Source organism: Chryseobacterium sp. FW101-FHT12H09 (assembly GCF_058790395.1).
In genome coordinates, this window is the sequence record NZ_JBYTCP010000005.1 from 429,937 (window position 1) to 448,887 (window position 18,951).

General features: G+C 32.3%; 20 protein-coding genes. 17 read left to right on the forward strand and 3 right to left on the reverse strand.

All coding sequences use genetic code 11. From position 1 onward, the window contains the following. Positions 1–13 precede the first annotated feature (13 nt). A complete protein-coding gene (locus AC3WRL_RS20950) occupies positions 14–715 on the reverse strand; it encodes a LytR/AlgR family response regulator transcription factor (RefSeq protein WP_214828067.1) in 702 nt (233 codons plus the stop codon). Beyond that, positions 708–1,739: a sensor histidine kinase gene (locus AC3WRL_RS20955; RefSeq protein WP_492331163.1), complete on the reverse strand. Its 1,032-nt coding sequence runs from the start codon at positions 1,737–1,739 to the stop codon at positions 708–710. Before AC3WRL_RS20955 ends, AC3WRL_RS20950 begins: the two co-directional genes overlap by 8 nt. Positions 1,740–1,968: 229 nt before the next feature. On the opposite strand from AC3WRL_RS20955, the gene AC3WRL_RS20960 reads away from it, so the two are divergent. The 3 genes from AC3WRL_RS20960 to AC3WRL_RS20970 all read left to right on the forward strand — a co-directional run bounded on the left by AC3WRL_RS20960 (position 1,969) and on the right by AC3WRL_RS20970 (position 5,294). Beyond that, positions 1,969–2,658, forward strand: coding sequence for a DUF2490 domain-containing protein (locus AC3WRL_RS20960; RefSeq protein ID WP_214828061.1), 690 nt, complete (start codon positions 1,969–1,971; stop codon positions 2,656–2,658). Between the two features lie 34 nt (positions 2,659–2,692). Next, positions 2,693–3,979 carry a CitMHS family transporter gene (locus tag AC3WRL_RS20965; RefSeq protein ID WP_492331164.1) on the forward strand — a complete coding sequence of 429 codons (1,287 nt, stop codon included), beginning with the start codon at positions 2,693–2,695 and terminating at the stop codon, positions 3,977–3,979. 82 nt (positions 3,980–4,061) lie between these two features. Continuing rightward, a complete protein-coding gene (locus AC3WRL_RS20970) occupies positions 4,062–5,294 on the forward strand; it encodes a cation:dicarboxylate symporter family transporter (protein WP_492331165.1) in 1,233 nt (410 codons plus the stop codon). Between the two features lie 220 nt (positions 5,295–5,514). On the opposite strand, the gene AC3WRL_RS20975 is transcribed toward AC3WRL_RS20970, so the two are convergent. Then, positions 5,515–6,699, reverse strand: coding sequence for a trypsin-like serine peptidase (locus AC3WRL_RS20975; RefSeq protein ID WP_492331166.1), 1,185 nt, complete (start codon positions 6,697–6,699; stop codon positions 5,515–5,517). 280 nt (positions 6,700–6,979) lie between these two features. Here AC3WRL_RS20975 and AC3WRL_RS20980 point away from each other — a divergent pair, with 280 nt between their 5' ends. The 14 genes from AC3WRL_RS20980 to AC3WRL_RS21045 all read left to right on the forward strand — a co-directional run bounded on the left by AC3WRL_RS20980 (position 6,980) and on the right by AC3WRL_RS21045 (position 18,937). Further along, on the forward strand, positions 6,980–7,114 hold the full coding sequence (locus AC3WRL_RS20980; RefSeq protein WP_261509882.1) for a hypothetical protein: 135 nt from the start codon (positions 6,980–6,982) through the stop codon (positions 7,112–7,114). Between the two features lie 191 nt (positions 7,115–7,305). Further along, on the forward strand, positions 7,306–7,584 hold the full coding sequence (locus tag AC3WRL_RS20985; RefSeq protein WP_089027780.1) for a co-chaperone GroES: 279 nt from the start codon (positions 7,306–7,308) through the stop codon (positions 7,582–7,584). 97 nt (positions 7,585–7,681) lie between these two features. Then, the gene (gene groL / locus AC3WRL_RS20990; RefSeq protein ID WP_214828049.1) at positions 7,682–9,307 is read left to right on the forward strand and encodes a chaperonin GroEL; all 1,626 of its coding nucleotides are present in this window, start codon (positions 7,682–7,684) and stop codon (positions 9,305–9,307) included. A 232-nt stretch (positions 9,308–9,539) separates the two neighbouring features. Next, complete coding sequence (locus tag AC3WRL_RS20995; protein WP_492331167.1) at positions 9,540–10,532, forward strand: phosphotransferase; 993 nt, start codon at positions 9,540–9,542, stop codon at positions 10,530–10,532. 246 nt (positions 10,533–10,778) lie between these two features. Next, positions 10,779–10,985 carry a hypothetical protein gene (locus AC3WRL_RS21000; protein WP_492331168.1) on the forward strand — a complete coding sequence of 69 codons (207 nt, stop codon included), beginning with the start codon at positions 10,779–10,781 and terminating at the stop codon, positions 10,983–10,985. Further along, the gene (locus tag AC3WRL_RS21005; RefSeq protein ID WP_492331169.1) at positions 10,982–12,055 is read left to right on the forward strand and encodes a hypothetical protein; all 1,074 of its coding nucleotides are present in this window, start codon (positions 10,982–10,984) and stop codon (positions 12,053–12,055) included. The genes AC3WRL_RS21000 and AC3WRL_RS21005 overlap by 4 nt, the downstream gene beginning before the upstream one ends. A gap of 231 nt (positions 12,056–12,286) precedes the next feature. Continuing rightward, complete coding sequence (locus tag AC3WRL_RS21010) at positions 12,287–13,300, forward strand: hypothetical protein (protein ID WP_492331170.1); 1,014 nt, start codon at positions 12,287–12,289, stop codon at positions 13,298–13,300. 169 nt (positions 13,301–13,469) lie between these two features. Continuing rightward, positions 13,470–14,777 (forward strand): SMEK domain-containing protein, encoded by a 1,308-nt coding sequence (locus tag AC3WRL_RS21015; RefSeq protein ID WP_492331171.1) that lies wholly within the window; start codon positions 13,470–13,472, stop codon positions 14,775–14,777. 119 nt (positions 14,778–14,896) lie between these two features. Further along, positions 14,897–15,304 (forward strand): XRE family transcriptional regulator, encoded by a 408-nt coding sequence (locus AC3WRL_RS21020; protein ID WP_492331172.1) that lies wholly within the window; start codon positions 14,897–14,899, stop codon positions 15,302–15,304. A 16-nt stretch (positions 15,305–15,320) separates the two neighbouring features. Then, positions 15,321–16,085, forward strand: a complete 765-nt coding sequence (locus tag AC3WRL_RS21025; RefSeq protein WP_492331173.1) for a hypothetical protein — start codon at positions 15,321–15,323, stop codon at positions 16,083–16,085. A gap of 102 nt (positions 16,086–16,187) precedes the next feature. Beyond that, the gene (locus AC3WRL_RS21030; RefSeq protein WP_492331174.1) at positions 16,188–17,279 is read left to right on the forward strand and encodes a Kelch repeat-containing protein; all 1,092 of its coding nucleotides are present in this window, start codon (positions 16,188–16,190) and stop codon (positions 17,277–17,279) included. Positions 17,280–17,336: 57 nt separating this feature from the next. Then, positions 17,337–18,002 (forward strand): DUF4919 domain-containing protein, encoded by a 666-nt coding sequence (locus AC3WRL_RS21035; RefSeq protein ID WP_492331175.1) that lies wholly within the window; start codon positions 17,337–17,339, stop codon positions 18,000–18,002. A 44-nt stretch (positions 18,003–18,046) separates the two neighbouring features. Continuing rightward, entirely contained in the window at positions 18,047–18,484 is a 438-nt protein-coding gene (arr, locus tag AC3WRL_RS21040) for an NAD(+)--rifampin ADP-ribosyltransferase (protein WP_261509898.1), read from the forward strand. A gap of 75 nt (positions 18,485–18,559) precedes the next feature. Continuing rightward, positions 18,560–18,937, forward strand: coding sequence for a VOC family protein (locus tag AC3WRL_RS21045; RefSeq protein WP_492331176.1), 378 nt, complete (start codon positions 18,560–18,562; stop codon positions 18,935–18,937). Positions 18,938–18,951: the final 14 nt, after the last annotated feature.

Sequence of the window (18,951 nt, forward strand, 5' to 3'; positions counted from 1 at the left end):
TAAGGCGGTTTTTTTATTTACCTAAATGATCTTTTAATATGGCTTTGTATGTTCTCCCTAAAGGAACTTTATCTCCATCTTTCAAGTAAACATTTTTCACATCATAAGAATCGATATGAGAAGATAAAACAATGTAAGATTTGTGCACACGGATAAATCCAAAAGCCTGAAACTTCTCTTCAAAATTTGACATCCTGTCCAGGATCATGTACTTTTTTAAAGGGGTTACCAAAACAATATATTCTCCAAAACCTTCTACCCACAGAATATCCTTAAGAAAAACTTTATTCATGATATAATTGGATTTAAACATAATAAAATCTTCTTTTTCTGCTTGTTCAGAAGAGTTTTTAAACTTCATGAAATCCTTAGCTTTGTGTATCGCTTTTCTGAAAGTCTCAAAATCTACCGGCTTCACCAGGTAATGCACAACATCCAGTTCAAAAGCTTTTACAGCATGCTGAGTTTCTAATGTCATAAAAATACACAGGGGCTTATAAGGAAGTTGCTGTAACAATTCTACTCCATTTATTCCAGGCATATTGATATCCAGGATCACAAGGTCTACTCTATTTTTTATTAAATATTCCAATGCCATCTCAGGGTTCTGAAATGAACTTTGCAACTCTATCCCTTCTATCTGCGCACAGTATTGTTTGACAAGCTGCAACGCAGGATATTCGTCGTCTACATTTACTACAGATAGATTAGTCATTCAGATTAATTTTTAAAGTTGTCTTATAGGTATTATCTTCAAGTACTTCAGAGAAAAGGTTAAAATTTCCTGAGTAATGCTTTTCTAATATTTGTATAATCGCTTCATTTCCCAACCCATTATATCCTGTATCTTCAGAAGGCCTTTTAGTAGTAATAGAATTTATAATTTCAAAGAATATATCCCGCCCTTCAATAGCATACGAAACTTTTATAAAACGATCAGATTCCAAACCAATTCCTGAATGTTTCAACGCATTTTCAAAAAGTGTCAGAAATACAGATGGCGGAACTTCGATTACATCCAAAGTCTCTTCATTTTGAATATTAAAATCAATATTAAGTTGATTATCATACTTCAACTGATACAGCGTAGCCAAAGAATGTATCGAAGAAAACTCCTGAGCCAGGCTTATCTTTTCTTTTCCACTGTCATAAATGATATACTGTAAAAGCTTACTGAGCTGCAAAATAGAATCTGAAGTTTTTCCAGAAGAAACAAAACTGTTTGCATAAATATTATTCAGCGTGTTCAATAAAAAATGTGGATTCATCTTCGATTTTAAAAGATCCAGATAAAGCTGCTCCTTTTGTTCTCCCAGATCAACAACATCCTGCTCAATGATAAATTTATCTTTTGTAATCCCCAGAAAGGAAGCAACAACAATAATGATTCCCTGAGCCGTATACACATTATATAAAAATTTTGTATTGGAAAGAGTTTCATTAAAATTCATATTAAAAATCTCAGGTTCGAGCAAGATTCTGAAAAGACTCGACACCAAAAAGAGGATCAAAGCATACAGGATAAATTCCGGATACTTATTGGACAGATAAAAATAAGGAACTAAATAATAATACACCAGATAATAAATTCCAATATTGAAAATAGTTACAGAAAGTATACTCCAAATCAAATCAGGAGCATCGAGGAAGTAGTTTTCGGTAAAATAAGTAATCAAAATGAAGAGGCAAAAGAAGAAAACATGCTGTAACCTCAACAAAAACTTCCAACGGGAATCCATAAGGACCTTCAGAATTTTAGAACTGAATAAAATCCTGAAAACCAGCAGTATAATAACAATATTTATAATTAAAAACATTTCAAAAAACCTATTTCAAAAGTTTTCAAATATAGGATGTTTTTGATGGAAAATGCAGTTCGCTGATAAAATAGGTCATTGATTGAAAAATTGACAGCCCGGTACTTCTAATAAATATATTTGAGAAACAACAACATTAACCAAATATTATATGAAAATTAAGAGAAAATTAATTTTTATTTTTTTAATACTGCTCAACCATTTTTATGAGGCTCAAAGTAATGACACTTATAATATGTGGTTCCAATATATAATGACCGCAAAGGTATCGGACAAGAGTACATTAACCGCTTTAACGCAGTATCGATCTTTTGACCTTGCCTATGACACTAGACTTTTCCTTGTTAATGCTTACCTGGATTATGAAGTGACAAAAGGAGTAAGGCCTGCTGCAGGAGGGATGTTTCTTATTTTAGATTCCTATCAGTCCAATGATCAGAAAAAAACGCGGTATGAAAAAAGAGCATTCCAACAGGTAACCCTGGATCACGATATTGGCAGAACATCCGTCTCCAGTAGATTTCGTGTAGAAGAAAGATTTATCAATAATCCTGATGAATTTGTACTTAGAGTACGTTATCTGATCTCTATGAGAATTCCTTTCAATAAAAAAGGTGAAAAAGAGAAATTATATGGCATCCTGAAGAATGAAATAAGGATGAATATTAAGAAAGAAGACCCCTTCGACAGCAACCGTATTACTGCCGGACTCGGAATAAAAGCTGGAAGAAATTCAGCCATCGAATTGGCTTTTATCAATCAATTGTCACCAGGAAAAACAAGCAATTATGGATACATAGGTTTCAGAAACACTTTTGACTGGAGAAAGAAACAAAAATAACCGATACATTACTTATAAAATTTAATATACTGCTATGCTAACATTTCTTGGGTTTTTGATGATCCTCATTTTCATGGTACTCATCATGAATAAAAAAATGACACCTCTTACTGCTTTGGTGATCGTGCCGGTAGTAGTTGCTCTCATTGCAGGATTCGGTCCTCAGCTTGGGGACATGATGAAAAATGGAGTCAAAGAAATAGCGCTTACCGGCGTCATGCTGATTTTTGCTATTCTCTATTTTAGCTTAATGATCGACACCGGACTATTTGAACCATTGGTTAATGTAATATTAAAAGCCGTTGGAGATAATCCTATTAAAACAACCATAGGAACAGCTATCCTCACCACATTGGTTTCGCTGGACGGAGATGGCTCTTCTACCTATATTATCGTAGTCGCTGCCATGCTTCCCCTTTACAAAAAACAGGGACTGAATCCACTTATTCTTACCTGTATCATTATGCTTGCTGGTGGTATTATGAATATTCTTCCCTGGGGTGGGCCCACTGCCAGAGTTATGAGCTCCCTGAAACTTGGACATACAGAAATTTTTGTCCCTATGATTCCCATTATGATTTTAGGAATCTGCTGGGTGCTATTTGTCGCTTACATTCTAGGTTTAAAGGAAAAAAAACGAATTGCAAAACATGGAAAATACACCAATTACAGTGGCAGTGATATTGTTGGGGAGGTAGACCCCAAACTTCTCCGTCCAAAGCTTATCTGGATCAACCTTGGACTTACGGTCGTTCTTTTAACGGTTATGATTTTAGATCTCATTCCCCTTGGGATTGCATTTATGATTGCATTTTGTATCGCTTCTGTTATCAATTATCCAAAATTAAAGGACCAGCAGAAAATAATGTCCAAACATGCAGGAAATGCATTATCCGTGGCGGGGATGATCTTCGGAGCAGGAATTTTCACAGGAATTCTAAATGGTTCCGGTATTATGCAAGCTATGGGAAACAGTATGATAGAGATCGTTCCGAAAAGCTGGGGTGGTTCTTTAAATATTATTACAGCCGTATTCAGTGTTCCGTTAACCTTCTTTCTTACCAATGATGCTTATTATTTTGGAATACTGCCTATCATTGCAGCTACAGGTCATCAGCTTGGTATTCCACCGGATATATTAGGAAGAGCAAGCCTTGTAGGACAGGCTTCTCACCTTTTGAGTCCGCTGGTTCCTTCAACTTATTTACTGGTTTCACTTGCGGGTGTAGAATTTTCTGATCATTTAAAATACACACTCAAATGGGCTATCGGATCATCTATTGTTATGTTATTGGGAGCACTGCTTCTTGGAATTATATAGCTGAAATTAGTTTATAATTATTATATTTCAAACTTATAATTATAATCAGCCATCCTTTTACGCAGAGAATAATAATTTTGAAATGAACCTTTTCCATACAAAAAAAACATTCACCAGCAGATATTTAAAAAATCTTACGCTGTATGTCTTCGTAGCCATCATTGGTGGTGTACTTGCCGGACATTACATTCCAGAGATAAGTATTAAGCTTGGTGTTATCAGCAGATATTTTTTTATGGTTTTGGAAATGATCATACTGCCCATTATTTTTATGGCGATTATTTACGGGATCTGTCATTTATCAGATATCAAAAATGCAGGAAGTGTGGTCTGGCATACCGCTCTTTATTTTTTAATTATAAGTTCCATAGCCATTTTACTGGGATTTATTTTTGGTATTGCTGTGCAACCCGGTGCCAATACAGGAATTGAGCTAACTAAAATAAATACAACCCTCCCAAAGAATTTTGAAATCAATGACAGCTCTATAACGTCTGTTATCTATCTTAACAGACATGGTATCTTTCTTATTACCTCCATTATTATCGGAATCTATATGAATCTGTCGAAAGGAAGGGAAAAGTTTATAAAAATATTAGATCGGGGTCTAGATATTTTTTATAACATCATTAAATATTTATATTTCACGCTCCCTTTTATTATTTTCTGCAACATCGCTTATGGCATCGCTGTATATGGTATCAATACCCTTCTGCCACTTAGCAAAGTTGTGGCTACCGTATACCTTACAGATATTGTTTTTATTTTTGGGATTTTAGGACTTGTTTCCTATGTATTCAAATTTAATCTGTGGAAATTTCTTGTCAGTATCAAAGAGGAAATCATTCTTGTGGTTACTACATCTTCTTCGAAAACCGCATTCCCCATTATTTTTGAAAAAATGGAATCCCAGGGGTACAGCAGAAAAATTTTAAGATTTATTATTCCACTTGGGTATAATTTCAATCTTGCCGGAGCCTGTATCTATATTTCTGTAGCCTGTTGTTTTCTGATCCAGTTTTATCATATTTCTTTAAGCCTTAATGATTATTTATGGCTTTTTGTCATTATTTCCATTACCTCAAAAACAGCTTCGGGAGTTCCTGGATCTGGCTTTTTGGCCCTTATATTTACTTTGAATAGATTTGGAAAAATTCCGGTGACTGATTTAGCATTACTTTACAGTGTAGACCGTTTTATGAATGAAGCAAGATCGGTAACCAATTTCATTGGCATTGCTGTTTCAGGTGCTGTAATTTCAAAAATCAATCAGCCTTTGGAGAAAAATGAAGTGACAGAATTCAATAATAATTAATGCTCCTGAGAGGTTCATTTCTTTTTAGAGGTGCTAAAATAGTCCAAACTGAAAAGAAGAAATGCATACAGATATTTTCTTATGCTGGCTTTTTTTAAAACCTGTTTCTTTTTTTCATTCATTTAGAAATAATTTTCAACAGAAAAGTACAAAAAACGCCTTACAAAAAGTAAAGCGTTCTTTATATAGATCATTTATTGTTTTTTAAGGCCGCCTGTTACTAATTTCCCCAGTTATTTCTGGCCCAGACAACCAGAGCCGGTAACATATCTCCTCCTGAAGCTACAGAATGAAGATTTGAACCGAAAAGTTCCCAATCTGTTTCATTACCATGATGAACTCCTATAGCATACATCTGTCCGTTAGAGAACCAACTGTACAATGGTGAACCCGATGCTCCACTTGCCTCATCAGCATAAGATTCTATCTGGGTGCTGTCTACTGTTCTTCCATCCGGTAATCTAACATCATCACCGTCGTCGTCATCCACAACACTGATACTGCTTTGGTAGGTTGGTCTATTTTCACCTTTATCATACGGATAACCTGTCATCGTCCATACATTCATGTCTTCCCAATCGCTATTATAGCTTTTGGCTCCGAAGTACCCTGTAGTATCACCTATATTATCGTATAATTTTACGACCATCATGTCATTACCCACATCACTTTGATAGGCTATATAGCTTTCTCCGTAGGTGTAGAATGAGTTTCCATAAATTGATCTTCCATCGTAATAAGCAGGTATTACTTTTATCATCCATGATTTGTATGGCTGTTGCGGTCTCATATGTCCTGAAGTCATCAGAATTTTTCTACCGACCATAAATCCGGTTCCGCGCCCTTGATAGGACCACGGTGATGCGTCAGTTAGCTTAGTATAAACCTCTACTCTACAGACACAACATTCAGGATAGGTATTAGGATAAATATTCACTCTGTTATCGCTGCCAAAAATCGTGGTGTGGTTGGCACTTTTCGTAACGATTCTGTTTAGTCGGTTTCTCTTTGCAGATTTGGTATTTGCAAAAACTACTTTAGGGTGCAGTCCAAGGATATGCGTTTCCGGAACAAAAGCTTCAGCTTCGGTCACTTTTATTTTCTCAGACTTGATTTTAGTCTGAAGTTTTTCCATAGAAATAATTTCTTCCGTTTTACCTGGAATCCCCCAGTCAAATGGGGAGATCTGATCTAACTGACCTAATTCCTTATTCAGTTTTGATACCGAAAGCTTTGCTGAATCTTTTACCTTTTCAGTGAGCCTAAAACTTTTGGCAGCATCTGTAATAAAAAGATTTCGATCCAATTCTTTAGTTGGACGTGGGTTCTCCTGTTCCAATAATAACTCCTTAGGAATTGGTGAGTCGGCTGGAACACCTTGAAAGATTTTTTTTAATTTTTCCATTTTTTTTAATTTTATGATGGTTTGGTTTAACAAAGGTGAAGCAATGCAACAGCAAATACTCTAGTGGTATCCCTGCTTTTACTCAGTACAATCCCCGCAATCGATCGCAGTATAATCCACAGGATATCAATTTATTATATTTTATTTTTTTTCTATGTAAAGAGAAAATTACTTATATTAGAAGAACCAAAAAACAAATACTGTTTAACTCGCTAAACAGATAGTCAAAAGTCCCAATTGACTTTAAATGTTTGGGGTCATCAAAACAAAATATTTACTTATGAAAAATGCTAAATTACTAAGCAGAGACGCACAAAAATCCATTCAGGGAGGTGCCGCGAGACTTGTTTGTTGCGAACGCGACGATAACGGAAAATGTACTCTTTGGATCGGACCAGGGCAAAATTGTCCTTAATCAAAAGACCATTACAGTTAAATACAGGCCGGAATTTTTCCGGCTTTATTTTTTATTGTTCTGCCAAAATTTCACACCCGAAATAAAACTCTGCCATTTTTAACTGTCAATGATGAACAATGAACCCTGAACTTCATTTGGCACACATTTAGAGAATTTGAATGCAGAAATAATTAAAAAAAAGATATATTATGTCAGTAAACTTTAAACCACTAGCAGATAGAGTTTTGATCGAACCAATCGCTGCAGAAACTAAAACAGCTTCAGGTATTATTATTCCGGACACTGCAAAAGAAAAACCACAAGAAGGTACAGTAGTAGCAGTAGGTCCTGGTAAAAAAGATGAGCCTACAACTGTTAAAGCAGGTGACAAAGTTCTTTACGGAAAATATTCAGGTTCTGAATTAAAATTAGACGGGAAGGATTACTTAATTGTAAAGGAAGGAGATCTATTAGGAATTATTGGATAAGATTCCAGATTTCAGATTTTAAACTGAATAAAAAATTAATTTAAAAATAATGCTTGGCGTCTAATATCTGACGTCTAACATCTAATATCTAAATAAAATGGCAAAAGAAATTAAATTCGATATTGAATCAAGAGACGCTTTAAAGAGAGGGGTTGATGCATTAGCAAATGCGGTAAAAGTAACTTTAGGACCAAAAGGTAGAAACGTTGTGATTGAAAAATCTTTCGGTGCTCCACACGTAACTAAAGATGGTGTTTCTGTAGCAAAAGAAATCGAACTTGAGGACAGAGTAGAAAATATGGGAGCGCAAATGGTAAAAGAAGTAGCTTCCAAAACCAATGATATCGCAGGAGATGGTACAACTACCGCTACTGTTTTAGCACAGGCTATCGTAAGAGAAGGTCTTAAGAATGTAGCTGCTGGTGCTAACCCAATGGATCTGAAAAGAGGGATTGACAAAGCAGTAACAGCTGTTGTTGCAAGTTTAAAAGCTCAATCTAAAGAAGTTGGAGATTCTAAAGAAATGGTGAAGCAAGTAGCTTCTGTTTCTGCAAACAATGACGAAACAATCGGATCTTTGATCGCTGAAGCTTTCGGAAAAGTAGGTAAAGAAGGGGTAATCACTGTAGAAGAAGCTAAAGGTATCGATACAACAGTAGATGTTGTAGAAGGTATGCAGTTTGACAGAGGATACCAATCTCCTTACTTCGTGACTAACCCTGAAAAAATGTTAGCTGAAGTAGAAAACCCTTACATCCTTTTAGTAGAGAAAAAGATCTCTTCAATGAAAGAATTGCTTCCAGTTCTTGAACCAATTGCACAAAGCGGAAAATCTTTATTAATTATCTCTGAAGAAGTGGAAGGTGAAGCTTTAGCTACTTTAGTCGTAAACAAATTAAGAGGTTCTCTTAAAATTGCTGCTGTAAAAGCTCCAGGATTTGGTGACAGAAGAAAAGCAATGCTAGAAGATATCGCGATCTTAACAGGTGGACAGGTTATTTCTGAAGAACAAGGTTTCACGATGGAGAACGTTTCTTTAGATATGCTTGGAACTGCTGAGAAAGTAACAATCGATAAAGACAATACAACGATCGTAAACGGTGGTGGTGAAGAAAGCAAGATCAAAGGTAGAGTAAACCAGATCAAAGCTCAAATGGAAACAACTACTTCTGACTATGATAGAGAAAAACTACAGGAGAGATTAGCTAAATTAGCTGGTGGTGTTGCCGTACTTTATGTAGGTGCAGCTTCTGAAGTTGAAATGAAAGAGAAAAAAGACAGAGTAGATGATGCACTTCACGCTACAAGAGCAGCTGTTGAAGAAGGAATCGTTGCAGGGGGTGGTGTTGCTTTAGTAAGAGCGATCACTGCTTTAGAAAACCTTACAGGAATTAACTCTGACGAAACGACAGGGATCAAAATCGTAAAAAGAGCGATAGAAGAGCCATTAAGACAAATCGTTGCTAACGCAGGAGGTGAAGGTTCTGTAATCGTTGCTAAAGTTGCGGAAGGAACTGGAGACTTCGGATACAATGCTAAAACTGACGAGTATGTAAACATGCTTGAAGCAGGAATCATCGACCCTACGAAAGTAACAAGAGTTGCCCTTGAAAATGCAGCTTCTGTATCAGGAATGCTTCTTACTACTGAATGTGTAATCACTGAAATTAAGAGCGCAGAACCTGCTATGCCAATGGGAGGTGGAATGCCAGGAATGATGTAACAGCGCAGCGTGTCGCTGAGACTATTTAATATACTAACCGCTCTATTTTATAGGGCGGTTTTTTTTGTTTAGATTATGGTTTCTCGTAAGGAAATAGTATATTTTGATTAATGATTTACAAATGGATAAAATTAAAACAATTTTAGCGCAATTGTATATTGGTGCAATGCGTAAATTTGGATGTTAATCCTCATTGTAAGACCGACCGCAATCATAGACAAATAAAGAATTAATGACAGAGAAATTTCCCACAATAAACAGCACACTTTCACCAAACGGACTTGGCAAACTTATTCAACAAAGATATGGGCTAAGTGAAAGAATCGAATGTAGCATATTTCGACTTGCAATGAACCATTTATACATTGTTCAAGAAGGTGAACAAAAATATGTTTTTAGAGTTTACACTTATGGTTGGCGGACAAAATTAGAAATTGAAGAAGAGTTAAGACTTTTACTTCACTTACAAGAAAATGACCGACAAGTTGCTTATCCAATAAAGGACAAATCAAACGAATACATTCAAGAAATTGAAGCGCCAGAAGGAAAAAGATTTGGTGTTTTATTTTCATATGCAAAAGGAATAAAGACCGCAAAATTTTCAGCTGAAACAAGTTTTCTAATCGGACAGGCATTAGCCAAAGTTCATCAATCAACAGAAGGTTTTAAACTAAATAGGTTGTCTTACAATAGTCAAAACTTGCTTATAAAACCTGTTTTAAAAACAAAAGAATTCTTTAATAAAAACATCAGCGAAATTGAATTTTTAGAAAAACTTTCTGCTTTTTTAATACTGAAAATCGACGACATTGACCAGCAGAAAATAAGATATGGAAGTGTACATCTTGACATTTGGTTTGACAATTTGCATATTGACAATGAGAATGAAATAACATTTTTTGACTTCGATTTTTGTGGTAACGGCTATTTATGTTTTGACATTTCTTACTTTCTATTTCAGTTGCTTGCGACAAATTTAAATGAAGAGGAATATCAATTAAAAGCAGACCGTTTTTTAAAAGGATACGAAACAGTAACAGAAATTAGCGACGAAGAAAAAAAGTTTTTGCCTTTTGCCTGTTTAGCAATTATGACCTATTACATCAGTGTTCAGTGCAACAGATTTGAATATTGGACAAATATTTTCCTGAATGAAGACCATTTGAAACGAATGGTCGGAAACTTAAAACGATGGATTGCTTACCATAAAATTGAAATAGAATAATGAGTGAAGAAAGACGAATCTGCTATGCCAATGGGAGGTGGAATGACTGGAATAATGTAACAGCGTGTCGCTGAGACAATTTAATATACTAACCGCTCTATTTTATAGGGCTGTTTTTTATTTAAATTATGGTTTTCCATAAGGAAATGTTATTAATTTAGTAATATATTTAATAATATAAAATTATAGACTATTCTAGAGCACATCTCGCTCTTACCAAAAAATATATTTATAAAATAAAACAAGATGATTAATCCAGAAAATTCGAAAGAAATTATAGATGAAGTAAAAGCATTAACTACTGAAATTTATACAGATGTAGCCACACCCGTCTTAGGAATGTTATGGGGCTGGGAAAGAATTGAAGAGCTTATCGAAGAACGAGTTAACAAAAATATAATTAAAATTCTTTTTTCTCCATCGTCTATACTTTCTTTATTCTATATTATATGAGGCATTTCAAAAAAATTACAATTTCAGTTATTATAATAGCAACATTATGTTTTATACTCATAACTTTTTTTACATATAATGTAATTTCAGAAGAACAAGAAAGAACATTTAAGCTTGATTTTATTAACAAATATGACATAATAAGTAGTTATGCTACCCTTATATCAGGATTATTAACATTTTTATCAATTCTATTTGTTATTTATGCATTAATAAGCCAAAAAAATGAACTGCTTGAAAAAGAAAATAGTGAAAGTAAATTGAAACAAAAAGATTTACTAGAACACTATAACGTATTATTATATTACTTAAAAACTCTTTTAGATTCTTTAGAATTATTAAATGAGAGTTTAAAAGAGTATATTAAATTTGAATTGAGAGACCCAACAATTAATAATGCCTTATTAATTGAAATAAATAAAAATTTTACTAGAATAGTTGACATGGATGTAAAATCAACATTCAAATCTTTCCAATATATATATAATACTCAAAATAATGAAATAGATTTTGTAAATCTTTATAAATATATTGACTTTTATAGTGAATTATATTTCTCCGTTAAAAAAGATTATGAGGATACTAAAAAATTTAAATATGATAAATTAGTCGAGTATGGATTCGAAGTTTTAGAACTTTACAACAAAAAAGCTGATATGATTGATAGTTATAAAGATGAATTTCCAACAATTTATTTACACAAACCTTGGGTAGAAAAAGCAAATAAATCGATTAATGATTATTATAGATACATTGATGATTGCGAAAGAAATAAACAACAGAATAATTTCGATTATATAAGTGAGAATATATTTAAAACCTTTATCGAATCAGCATTAGATTTAAGAGCTAGCATAGGCTATCAAGGACACAATGAAAAGGATATTTTAAGGATGACATCCACACTAAGAAAAAAACTTTTCTACATAAAAACTAGAATTTATAATAATGCTGAAACTTTAGAAAATATAAGAAGTACATATTTAGATGGAGATAGTCAGCATATTAAAAAATTTAGGGAACTTATTCAAAATATAGAAAAATCATCAAATGATTATAATTTAACTTGAAAACTATATTATAACATACCCACACCCCTGTCTATCGGACGATTGTATCGTGTGGCTTTGGCTTCTAGATTATATTATTAGAATGTTTAATTAATACTTTAACCACACGAAGGATTCGTTCGGTAGCGGGAAAATCATAGCTTTTTTTTATACTCTTAAAAATACCATTAGATAATATTCAATACACTTTATTAGTATAATACATAGATTTGTCTATTGAATAAAATATTTATGAAAAAAACTAATCAACCAAAATTAGCAAAGATATTTTCTGATTGTTCAGAAATAGCGAAAAGAAACACCAATGATTGCTATTTTCCTGGTTGCACTAATAAGTCCATAAATTCTCATATTTTACAAAAGAACGGAATTCTCTCATCAATTGCTATTGATAGTCATTTATGGAGTTATCAAGTTAACCATTTTGATGATGATTTATTTGTTTTCAAAAAAGTTGGAATTAATAAGATTTATACATTCTTAGGGTTTTGCAATGAACATGACACAAGCTTATTTAAAAAAATAGAGACAGGCACAATTGATTTTAATGATTATGAAAGTAGTTTACAATTTTTATTAAGAACATTATATAACGAAAAATGGCTAAAAGAAGTTGCAATAAAAATGCTTGAATGTTCCCTTGGTAATCCTGATATTGATGGAGATAAAGAATTTATAGAAGTAAACATTAACCAAAATAAAATTGGACTTGACGATTTAAAATTCTTGGAAGATGAAGTTTGGAAAGATATTAATACAAAGAGTGAAAATTTTGTTTTTCATTGGAATGAATTTTCCTTACAAGAATTCTGTTTGAACGCATTTTATACATATGACACTTCTGAAGAACGTTCGATCCATTTCAATAAATATGGCAAAGATATTGAAAGGTTATCACAAATATTTATTACTTTTTTCCCTTACAATGGTAAGTCCATACTAATTATGGGATATCATAAAGATGACGAAGAAAAAGTAAAAGGATATGTAATGACTTTTTTTAAAGAAACCGAAAAACGTACCTTAAGAAAAATAACAAACTTCGCATTATTTCATTGCGAAACTTGGGTAGGTTCTGAAAAATTTCATAGGAGAAATTTTGAAGGTATTGAAGAGTTATTTCCAAAATTAACAGACTATTCAATATTTAAAATAACAAATGAAAGAAGAATATTTGCTTTGAATATGTTTATAAATAATTTTAAAGTTGAAGCTGTAAAATGGACAAAGAGATACATAGGTTAACATCTTTAAAAATAAAATTCAAGATTAATACAAAATAAATAATTAGAAATATTTATCAGCTTATGTATTTCCAAACCCACATTTTTTAATAATTTAGTTTGAGGTAAGAGTGTTTGCAAATAATTCTTTTTAGATACATAAATTATAAAAAAATACACCTAAATATAAGATGCTTCAAACTGGAAAATTAATTGAGACTATTATTCAAAATTTAAATTATTTTCGAGAAGAAATAAAATCTAATTCAAAAATTGGATTGAATAATCAGCATATACACGCTGAAAATTTTGTCAAAAAAATTCTAAATATTGTTTTCGATTTACAATTAGAATCTTTAAATGATGGAACTGCTAATTTTCCAGGTTTAGATTTAGGCGATAAAAAAAACTCAATTGCATTTCAAATTACTGGTGATAAAAGTTCAAAAAAAATTAATAAAACAATTCTGAACGTCTTAAAAGAAAAGCATTATTTATCTTATAAACAAATAATGTTTTTTATACTTTCTAGAAAACAAAAAAAATATACCTTAGCGAACAATACATCTCCTCATTTTCATTTTGATGTAAATAATCACATTCTAGATTTTGATTTACTATTTGGTGAAATAAAAAATTTGGAATACAAAAAACTTAATAACTTATCGAATTTAATAGAAATTGAGCTTCCATACTTATCAAAAAATTCAAATTCTTTTTGTAGCGAATTACCTGAATTAATAATTAACATAGAAAATGATTTCAAAATAGATTTAACAGATGAAGAACTAGAAATATATTTAATGGAAATCTTCCATGAATTAAAAACTAGTTCATCCAATTTTCACAAAATAACAATAAGACAAGAATATTTTATAGAGGAAAAACTTGACACTCTAAACTCTCAAAATAAGACAATTGAGGTACGGAAAGAAATAGTTGAATTAAAATCTATATTGGTTAAACTTTCTGATTTAAAAAATGAAATTAACGAGAAAATTAGAATTTTTTATTTTTCTGAAAAATTTCCAATTTCAACAAACTATAAATTATTAGTATTGGCATTAAAAGAAATCATTAATAAACTATCTTATCCCCATTCATTAATTGATGAAACCACTTACAAAAATTATTTTAAAATAAATACGAATAAAAAAGCAGAAAAATTTAACGGCAATTATAAATTTGATATTTTTAAAGATCATTTATCTGGTAAAAGATTAGGCTGTTCAGTTTGGTTAACTCGTAAAGAAATCATCCAAATTAAAAATAAATTATCTTTCTTCAGTAACATAAAAGAGGAAGAGTTTTTCAGTAATTACTTACTTTTATTTAGTTTCGAAGAAATGGATTTTGATGAAAAAATCCTATCTACTAAAGTACTTCCTTCTTTTGTGGACAGATTTTTCGATTTTAGAAATAATCATTACAACTATATTAGCCGTAATGATTTCACTAGTTGGACCGATTTGATAAATTATAAAGTTGCATTAGGTTAATATAAAAAATATACTCACTCACTAGTGTAGTTATCTTGTTGCCGTCCTAAACACTCTCATTCCATTCATTTCCTATCCTCCAACTTTTACCTATATTTGTTTCTATAACTTACACAAATATGCAAAACAAAAAAATACATCAAGGCAGAAATATCAAGCGTTTTCGTGAGATGTTGGGCATTAAGCAGGATGCTTTGGCTTTTGATCTTGGCGAAGATTGGAACCAAAAGAAGATTTCACTTTTAGAACAGAAAGAAAATATTGAAGAGGATATTTTAGAAAGGATTTCCAACATCCTGAAGATTCCGGTGGAAGCTATTGAAAATATGGATGAAGAACAGGCGGTCAATATTATTGCTAATACATTTGATAATGGTTCTATACTTAATGGTATCAATTACAATCCTTCATTTCATCCTATTGATAAAGTTTTGAAACTACACGAAGAAAAAATTGCCCTGTACGAAAGAATGCTGAAAGAAAAAGATGAGATGATGGCAGAGTTGAAAAAACTAATGGAAAAATAGCACAATTTCTCTTACAATGATGAAGTTCAAATTTTTATTTCTGTTTATACTAATATCTATAAAATTTTTAGCAACCGGCCAGCAAACTAATTTTATCACAATACAAGGGAAAAAGTATAAACTACTGAATGATCCTTTAGAAAGTTATTTTGAGAAACATCCAGAAGATCATCCTGTTTATGGAGAAAAGTTTGTACGAAAAAATGAAAATGGAGATGAAACATTTTCAATGACTACCGCAAACCATCGTGGGTATATTGCTTATTTTGAAATAATAGATAATGAATTATTTCTGGTTGATCTTACAATAACGGACCCTGACAGTGATTCAGACATACAAATTTCAATGTTCAACAAAATTTTCCCCAATAAAAAAACTAAATTGAACTATTCGGGAATTCTTACTGTACCGAATGGAGATTTTATTGATTCTGATAATTTTGGTTTTTCAAGCTACTATTCAAGTTATCTCATTCTTACTTTACGCAATGATACCTTAACTAAAAGCAAAGAGTTACAAAACGAGGAGTACATCAAGTTTAAAATAAAGCAGTTCAAAGAATTTCAAAAAACTAAAGAATATAGAATTGCATATAAAAACTATCTCAAAAGTAACAAAGAGGACAAAGAATGGGATCTATCCTATGAAAACACCAAAGAATTATCAAAAGAAGAAATTAAAGAGATAAAGAAACAATATTCAAAGAAACCGACAAAAGATCAAATTGACAATTTTTTATTTATGATGTCGAATCTGGAAAAGGTGTATGTTGATTATTAACAATAACTTTATGAAAATATGAAATCAAAATTATTACTCCTTATATTTTTTGGCTCATTGTTAGCTCATTCACAAACGCTTACATTTCAAAATCTCAAAAATATGTCTGTAGGCAGAGGTGCCATAACCAGTGTAATCGTGAATGATAATATTTATGTAAGCAATGGGTATCAGGAAAAAGCAAGTGATGCAAAGTATATTGAGAAATACAATATCACTGATAACAGTTGGAGTGTTCTTAATTCTACTCTACTTCCCAAAAGATTTGCTAATTCGGAGACTTACAATAATAAAATTTATGTTTTTAATGGTTGGGGAAACAGCCATCTTGAAATTTTAGACCTTGCCACCAATACCATAACGAAGGGGGCTGTTAATCGTTCCTATACAGGAAATGCAGGTTCTGCAATCTATAATGGCAAAATATATGTGTTCGGTGGCAGCGGACTCAATGGAGCTGCAAAGACTGTATTTTCTAATAAATTCCAGTATTATGATATTGCTTCAAATACCTGGAATCCATTACCCAATATGCCCACAGCGAGAGAAGCAAAGGGCAAAATTGTTAATGATAAGCTTTATGTAATTGGTGGTTTTAATGGCACACCGTCTCGTCTGATCAATGTTTACGACCTCAACACTAATCTTTGGGTCGATCAATATACGATGCCTGCTGCTATATCCGGACACTCTTTAGCGGTATCCGGTGATAAGATTTTTATTGTAGGTGGTTTTAATAATCAATCTTTTCTGGCCTATTTTGATACTACAACTAATAAATTACATCAGCTATCATCCAATATGATTCCCAGAAGACACTCTGCGGCGGAAGTATATAACAATAAATTATACATCATCGGTGGAAGTACAACGTCTCTAACCAGTTCAGCTATTAAAAGCATACAAGTAGCAGATATTAGTGAAAATATACTCTCTGGAAAGATAACGATGGAAGATCAAGTATTGAAAACAAAAGCCTTCGTCAATGCCTATAGAGACGGTTTTGTAATCAGTAATAAAAATAATAGCAATCAATTTGAATACACCATTTTCTCAATAGATGGAAGACAAATCACCAAAGGTTTTACCTACTATAATAAAAATATAGATTTATCAAAAGTACGAAAGGGAACTTATATTTTTCGTTTTAAAAATGAAAAAGGAATTTTAGAAAGCATTAAAATTGTGAGATAATAAACCTACAGCTTCGCAAAATTTCCCACCTTTGTATAATTCAATAATGAAACAATAATGAAGCGAACAGTATATACTTTTTTCTTAAGTTTTTTATTTACTTATTCATTTGCACAGATTGATGTGAATCTGATCAAAAAAAATGCAACTGAAAATCCAAAAGATAATTATTATCCGTTATTGGAAAAATTCAAAGTTAATCCCAATGATCTGTCCCAGGAAGAGCTAAATCAGCTCTATTACGGAAGTAAATTCATTAAAAACGAATATAGCATAGGTGATTATAACAGTGATTATGAAAAAATATGGAAGAAGACTCAAAATAAATTATCAAAAATGAAGGCCGATAAAATAATCATTGAAGCCGAACCGAAGTATATAAAAAACCCTTTGAATAAATTTGTTTTAGAGGGAATGCTTTATCTATACACTGCAAGTGAGGATGAGAAAAAATTAAAAATTGTTAAGGAGCAATCGGATTTAATTAAAACCACTATTGAAAAAAGCGGAGATGGAAAATCGGAACAAACTCCCATTTGTGTTATAAATCCTGGTGATGTGCATGCTCAACTTGGCAAATTCCGTTTTATAGACCGAACTAAATTCGAACAAAAAACCAAGCAACTTGAAGATGGAAGTATTTTAAGTATATATAAAATGGGAGATGAAGTTTATTATGTAAAACTTGTTGGTGGATATTACTTTTCCAGCGACCGACTTTGAGCCATAAAATAAATTAATCAACCAATAGCTTATATATTAACACAATGGAAAATAACAAAAATGAACCGTTTACTAGTGATGTTTTAGACAATGGACCATTTTATCACGGAACGAAGGCAGATCTACAGATCGGAGATTTGCTGACTGCCGGATTCGGATCCAATTATTATCCTGAAATAATCATGAACCACATTTATTTTACCGCTTTAAGAAATGGCGCCGGACTTGCTGCTGCTTTGGCACAGGGTGATGGTCAGGAGCGCATATACATTGTAGAACCTACAGGAGCTTTTGAAAATGATCCTAATGTAACAGACAAAAAATTCCCTGGAAACCCTACCCGATCTTATCGTAGTAAAGAACCTTTAAAAATTGTAGGCGAATTGACAGACTGGATCAAACTGACAGATGAAGAGCTTCAAAGATGGCGGGAAAATATCGTGAAGATACGAGAGAACCCTAATGCTGAAATTATAAATTAACTCATTAAAATACGATAGCCATTCTGCCTCTTCAGAATGGTTTTTTGTTATATTTACGTTTATTAAAAAGAATCAATGAAGGCAACATTGGGCACGATAATATTGTATGTTAGAAACGTTGAATTACTTAAAAACTTTTATGTTGACAACTTTAACCTGAAAGTGACTGAAGAAGATCCTACCTGGGTTCTCCTTAATGCGGGAGCAATCAATATTGGTCTCCATACAATTGGAGAGCAATTTCTTAAAGAAATAGATGATGATTACAAGTTCGGCAACAACACCAAATTAGTTTTTGAAATCGATCTTGATATAGAATCGGCAAGGAGCGAATTTATATCAAAAAATATTCTCATGCGGGAAATCAAAACATTTGAGAATTATGATTTCTGGTTATGTGATGGAACAGATCCTGAAGGAAATGTCTTTGAGTTAAAGAGTAGAAAACAATAATAAAGGCTTATTCT

Coding starts and splice junctions, on each gene's coding strand:
- AC3WRL_RS20950 (WP_214828067.1), bottom strand. CDS start 715: ATGACTAATCTATCTGTAGTAAATGTAGACGACGAATATCCTGCGTTG.
- AC3WRL_RS20955 (WP_492331163.1), bottom strand. CDS start 1,739: ATGGATTCCCGTTGGAAGTTTTTGTTGAGGTTACAGCATGTTTTCTTC.
- AC3WRL_RS20960 (WP_214828061.1), top strand. CDS start 1,969: ATGAAAATTAAGAGAAAATTAATTTTTATTTTTTTAATACTGCTCAAC.
- AC3WRL_RS20965 (WP_492331164.1), top strand. CDS start 2,693: ATGCTAACATTTCTTGGGTTTTTGATGATCCTCATTTTCATGGTACTC.
- AC3WRL_RS20970 (WP_492331165.1), top strand. CDS start 4,062: ATGAACCTTTTCCATACAAAAAAAACATTCACCAGCAGATATTTAAAA.
- AC3WRL_RS20975 (WP_492331166.1), bottom strand. CDS start 6,699: ATGGAAAAATTAAAAAAAATCTTTCAAGGTGTTCCAGCCGACTCACCA.
- AC3WRL_RS20980 (WP_261509882.1), top strand. CDS start 6,980: ATGAAAAATGCTAAATTACTAAGCAGAGACGCACAAAAATCCATTCAG.
- AC3WRL_RS20985 (WP_089027780.1), top strand. CDS start 7,306: ATGTCAGTAAACTTTAAACCACTAGCAGATAGAGTTTTGATCGAACCA.
- groL (WP_214828049.1), top strand. CDS start 7,682: ATGGCAAAAGAAATTAAATTCGATATTGAATCAAGAGACGCTTTAAAG.
- AC3WRL_RS20995 (WP_492331167.1), top strand. CDS start 9,540: ATGACAGAGAAATTTCCCACAATAAACAGCACACTTTCACCAAACGGA.
- AC3WRL_RS21000 (WP_492331168.1), top strand. CDS start 10,779: ATGATTAATCCAGAAAATTCGAAAGAAATTATAGATGAAGTAAAAGCA.
- AC3WRL_RS21005 (WP_492331169.1), top strand. CDS start 10,982: ATGAGGCATTTCAAAAAAATTACAATTTCAGTTATTATAATAGCAACA.
- AC3WRL_RS21010 (WP_492331170.1), top strand. CDS start 12,287: ATGAAAAAAACTAATCAACCAAAATTAGCAAAGATATTTTCTGATTGT.
- AC3WRL_RS21015 (WP_492331171.1), top strand. CDS start 13,470: ATGCTTCAAACTGGAAAATTAATTGAGACTATTATTCAAAATTTAAAT.
- AC3WRL_RS21020 (WP_492331172.1), top strand. CDS start 14,897: ATGCAAAACAAAAAAATACATCAAGGCAGAAATATCAAGCGTTTTCGT.
- AC3WRL_RS21025 (WP_492331173.1), top strand. CDS start 15,321: ATGATGAAGTTCAAATTTTTATTTCTGTTTATACTAATATCTATAAAA.
- AC3WRL_RS21030 (WP_492331174.1), top strand. CDS start 16,188: ATGTCTGTAGGCAGAGGTGCCATAACCAGTGTAATCGTGAATGATAAT.
- AC3WRL_RS21035 (WP_492331175.1), top strand. CDS start 17,337: ATGAAGCGAACAGTATATACTTTTTTCTTAAGTTTTTTATTTACTTAT.
- arr (WP_261509898.1), top strand. CDS start 18,047: ATGGAAAATAACAAAAATGAACCGTTTACTAGTGATGTTTTAGACAAT.
- AC3WRL_RS21045 (WP_492331176.1), top strand. CDS start 18,560: ATGAAGGCAACATTGGGCACGATAATATTGTATGTTAGAAACGTTGAA.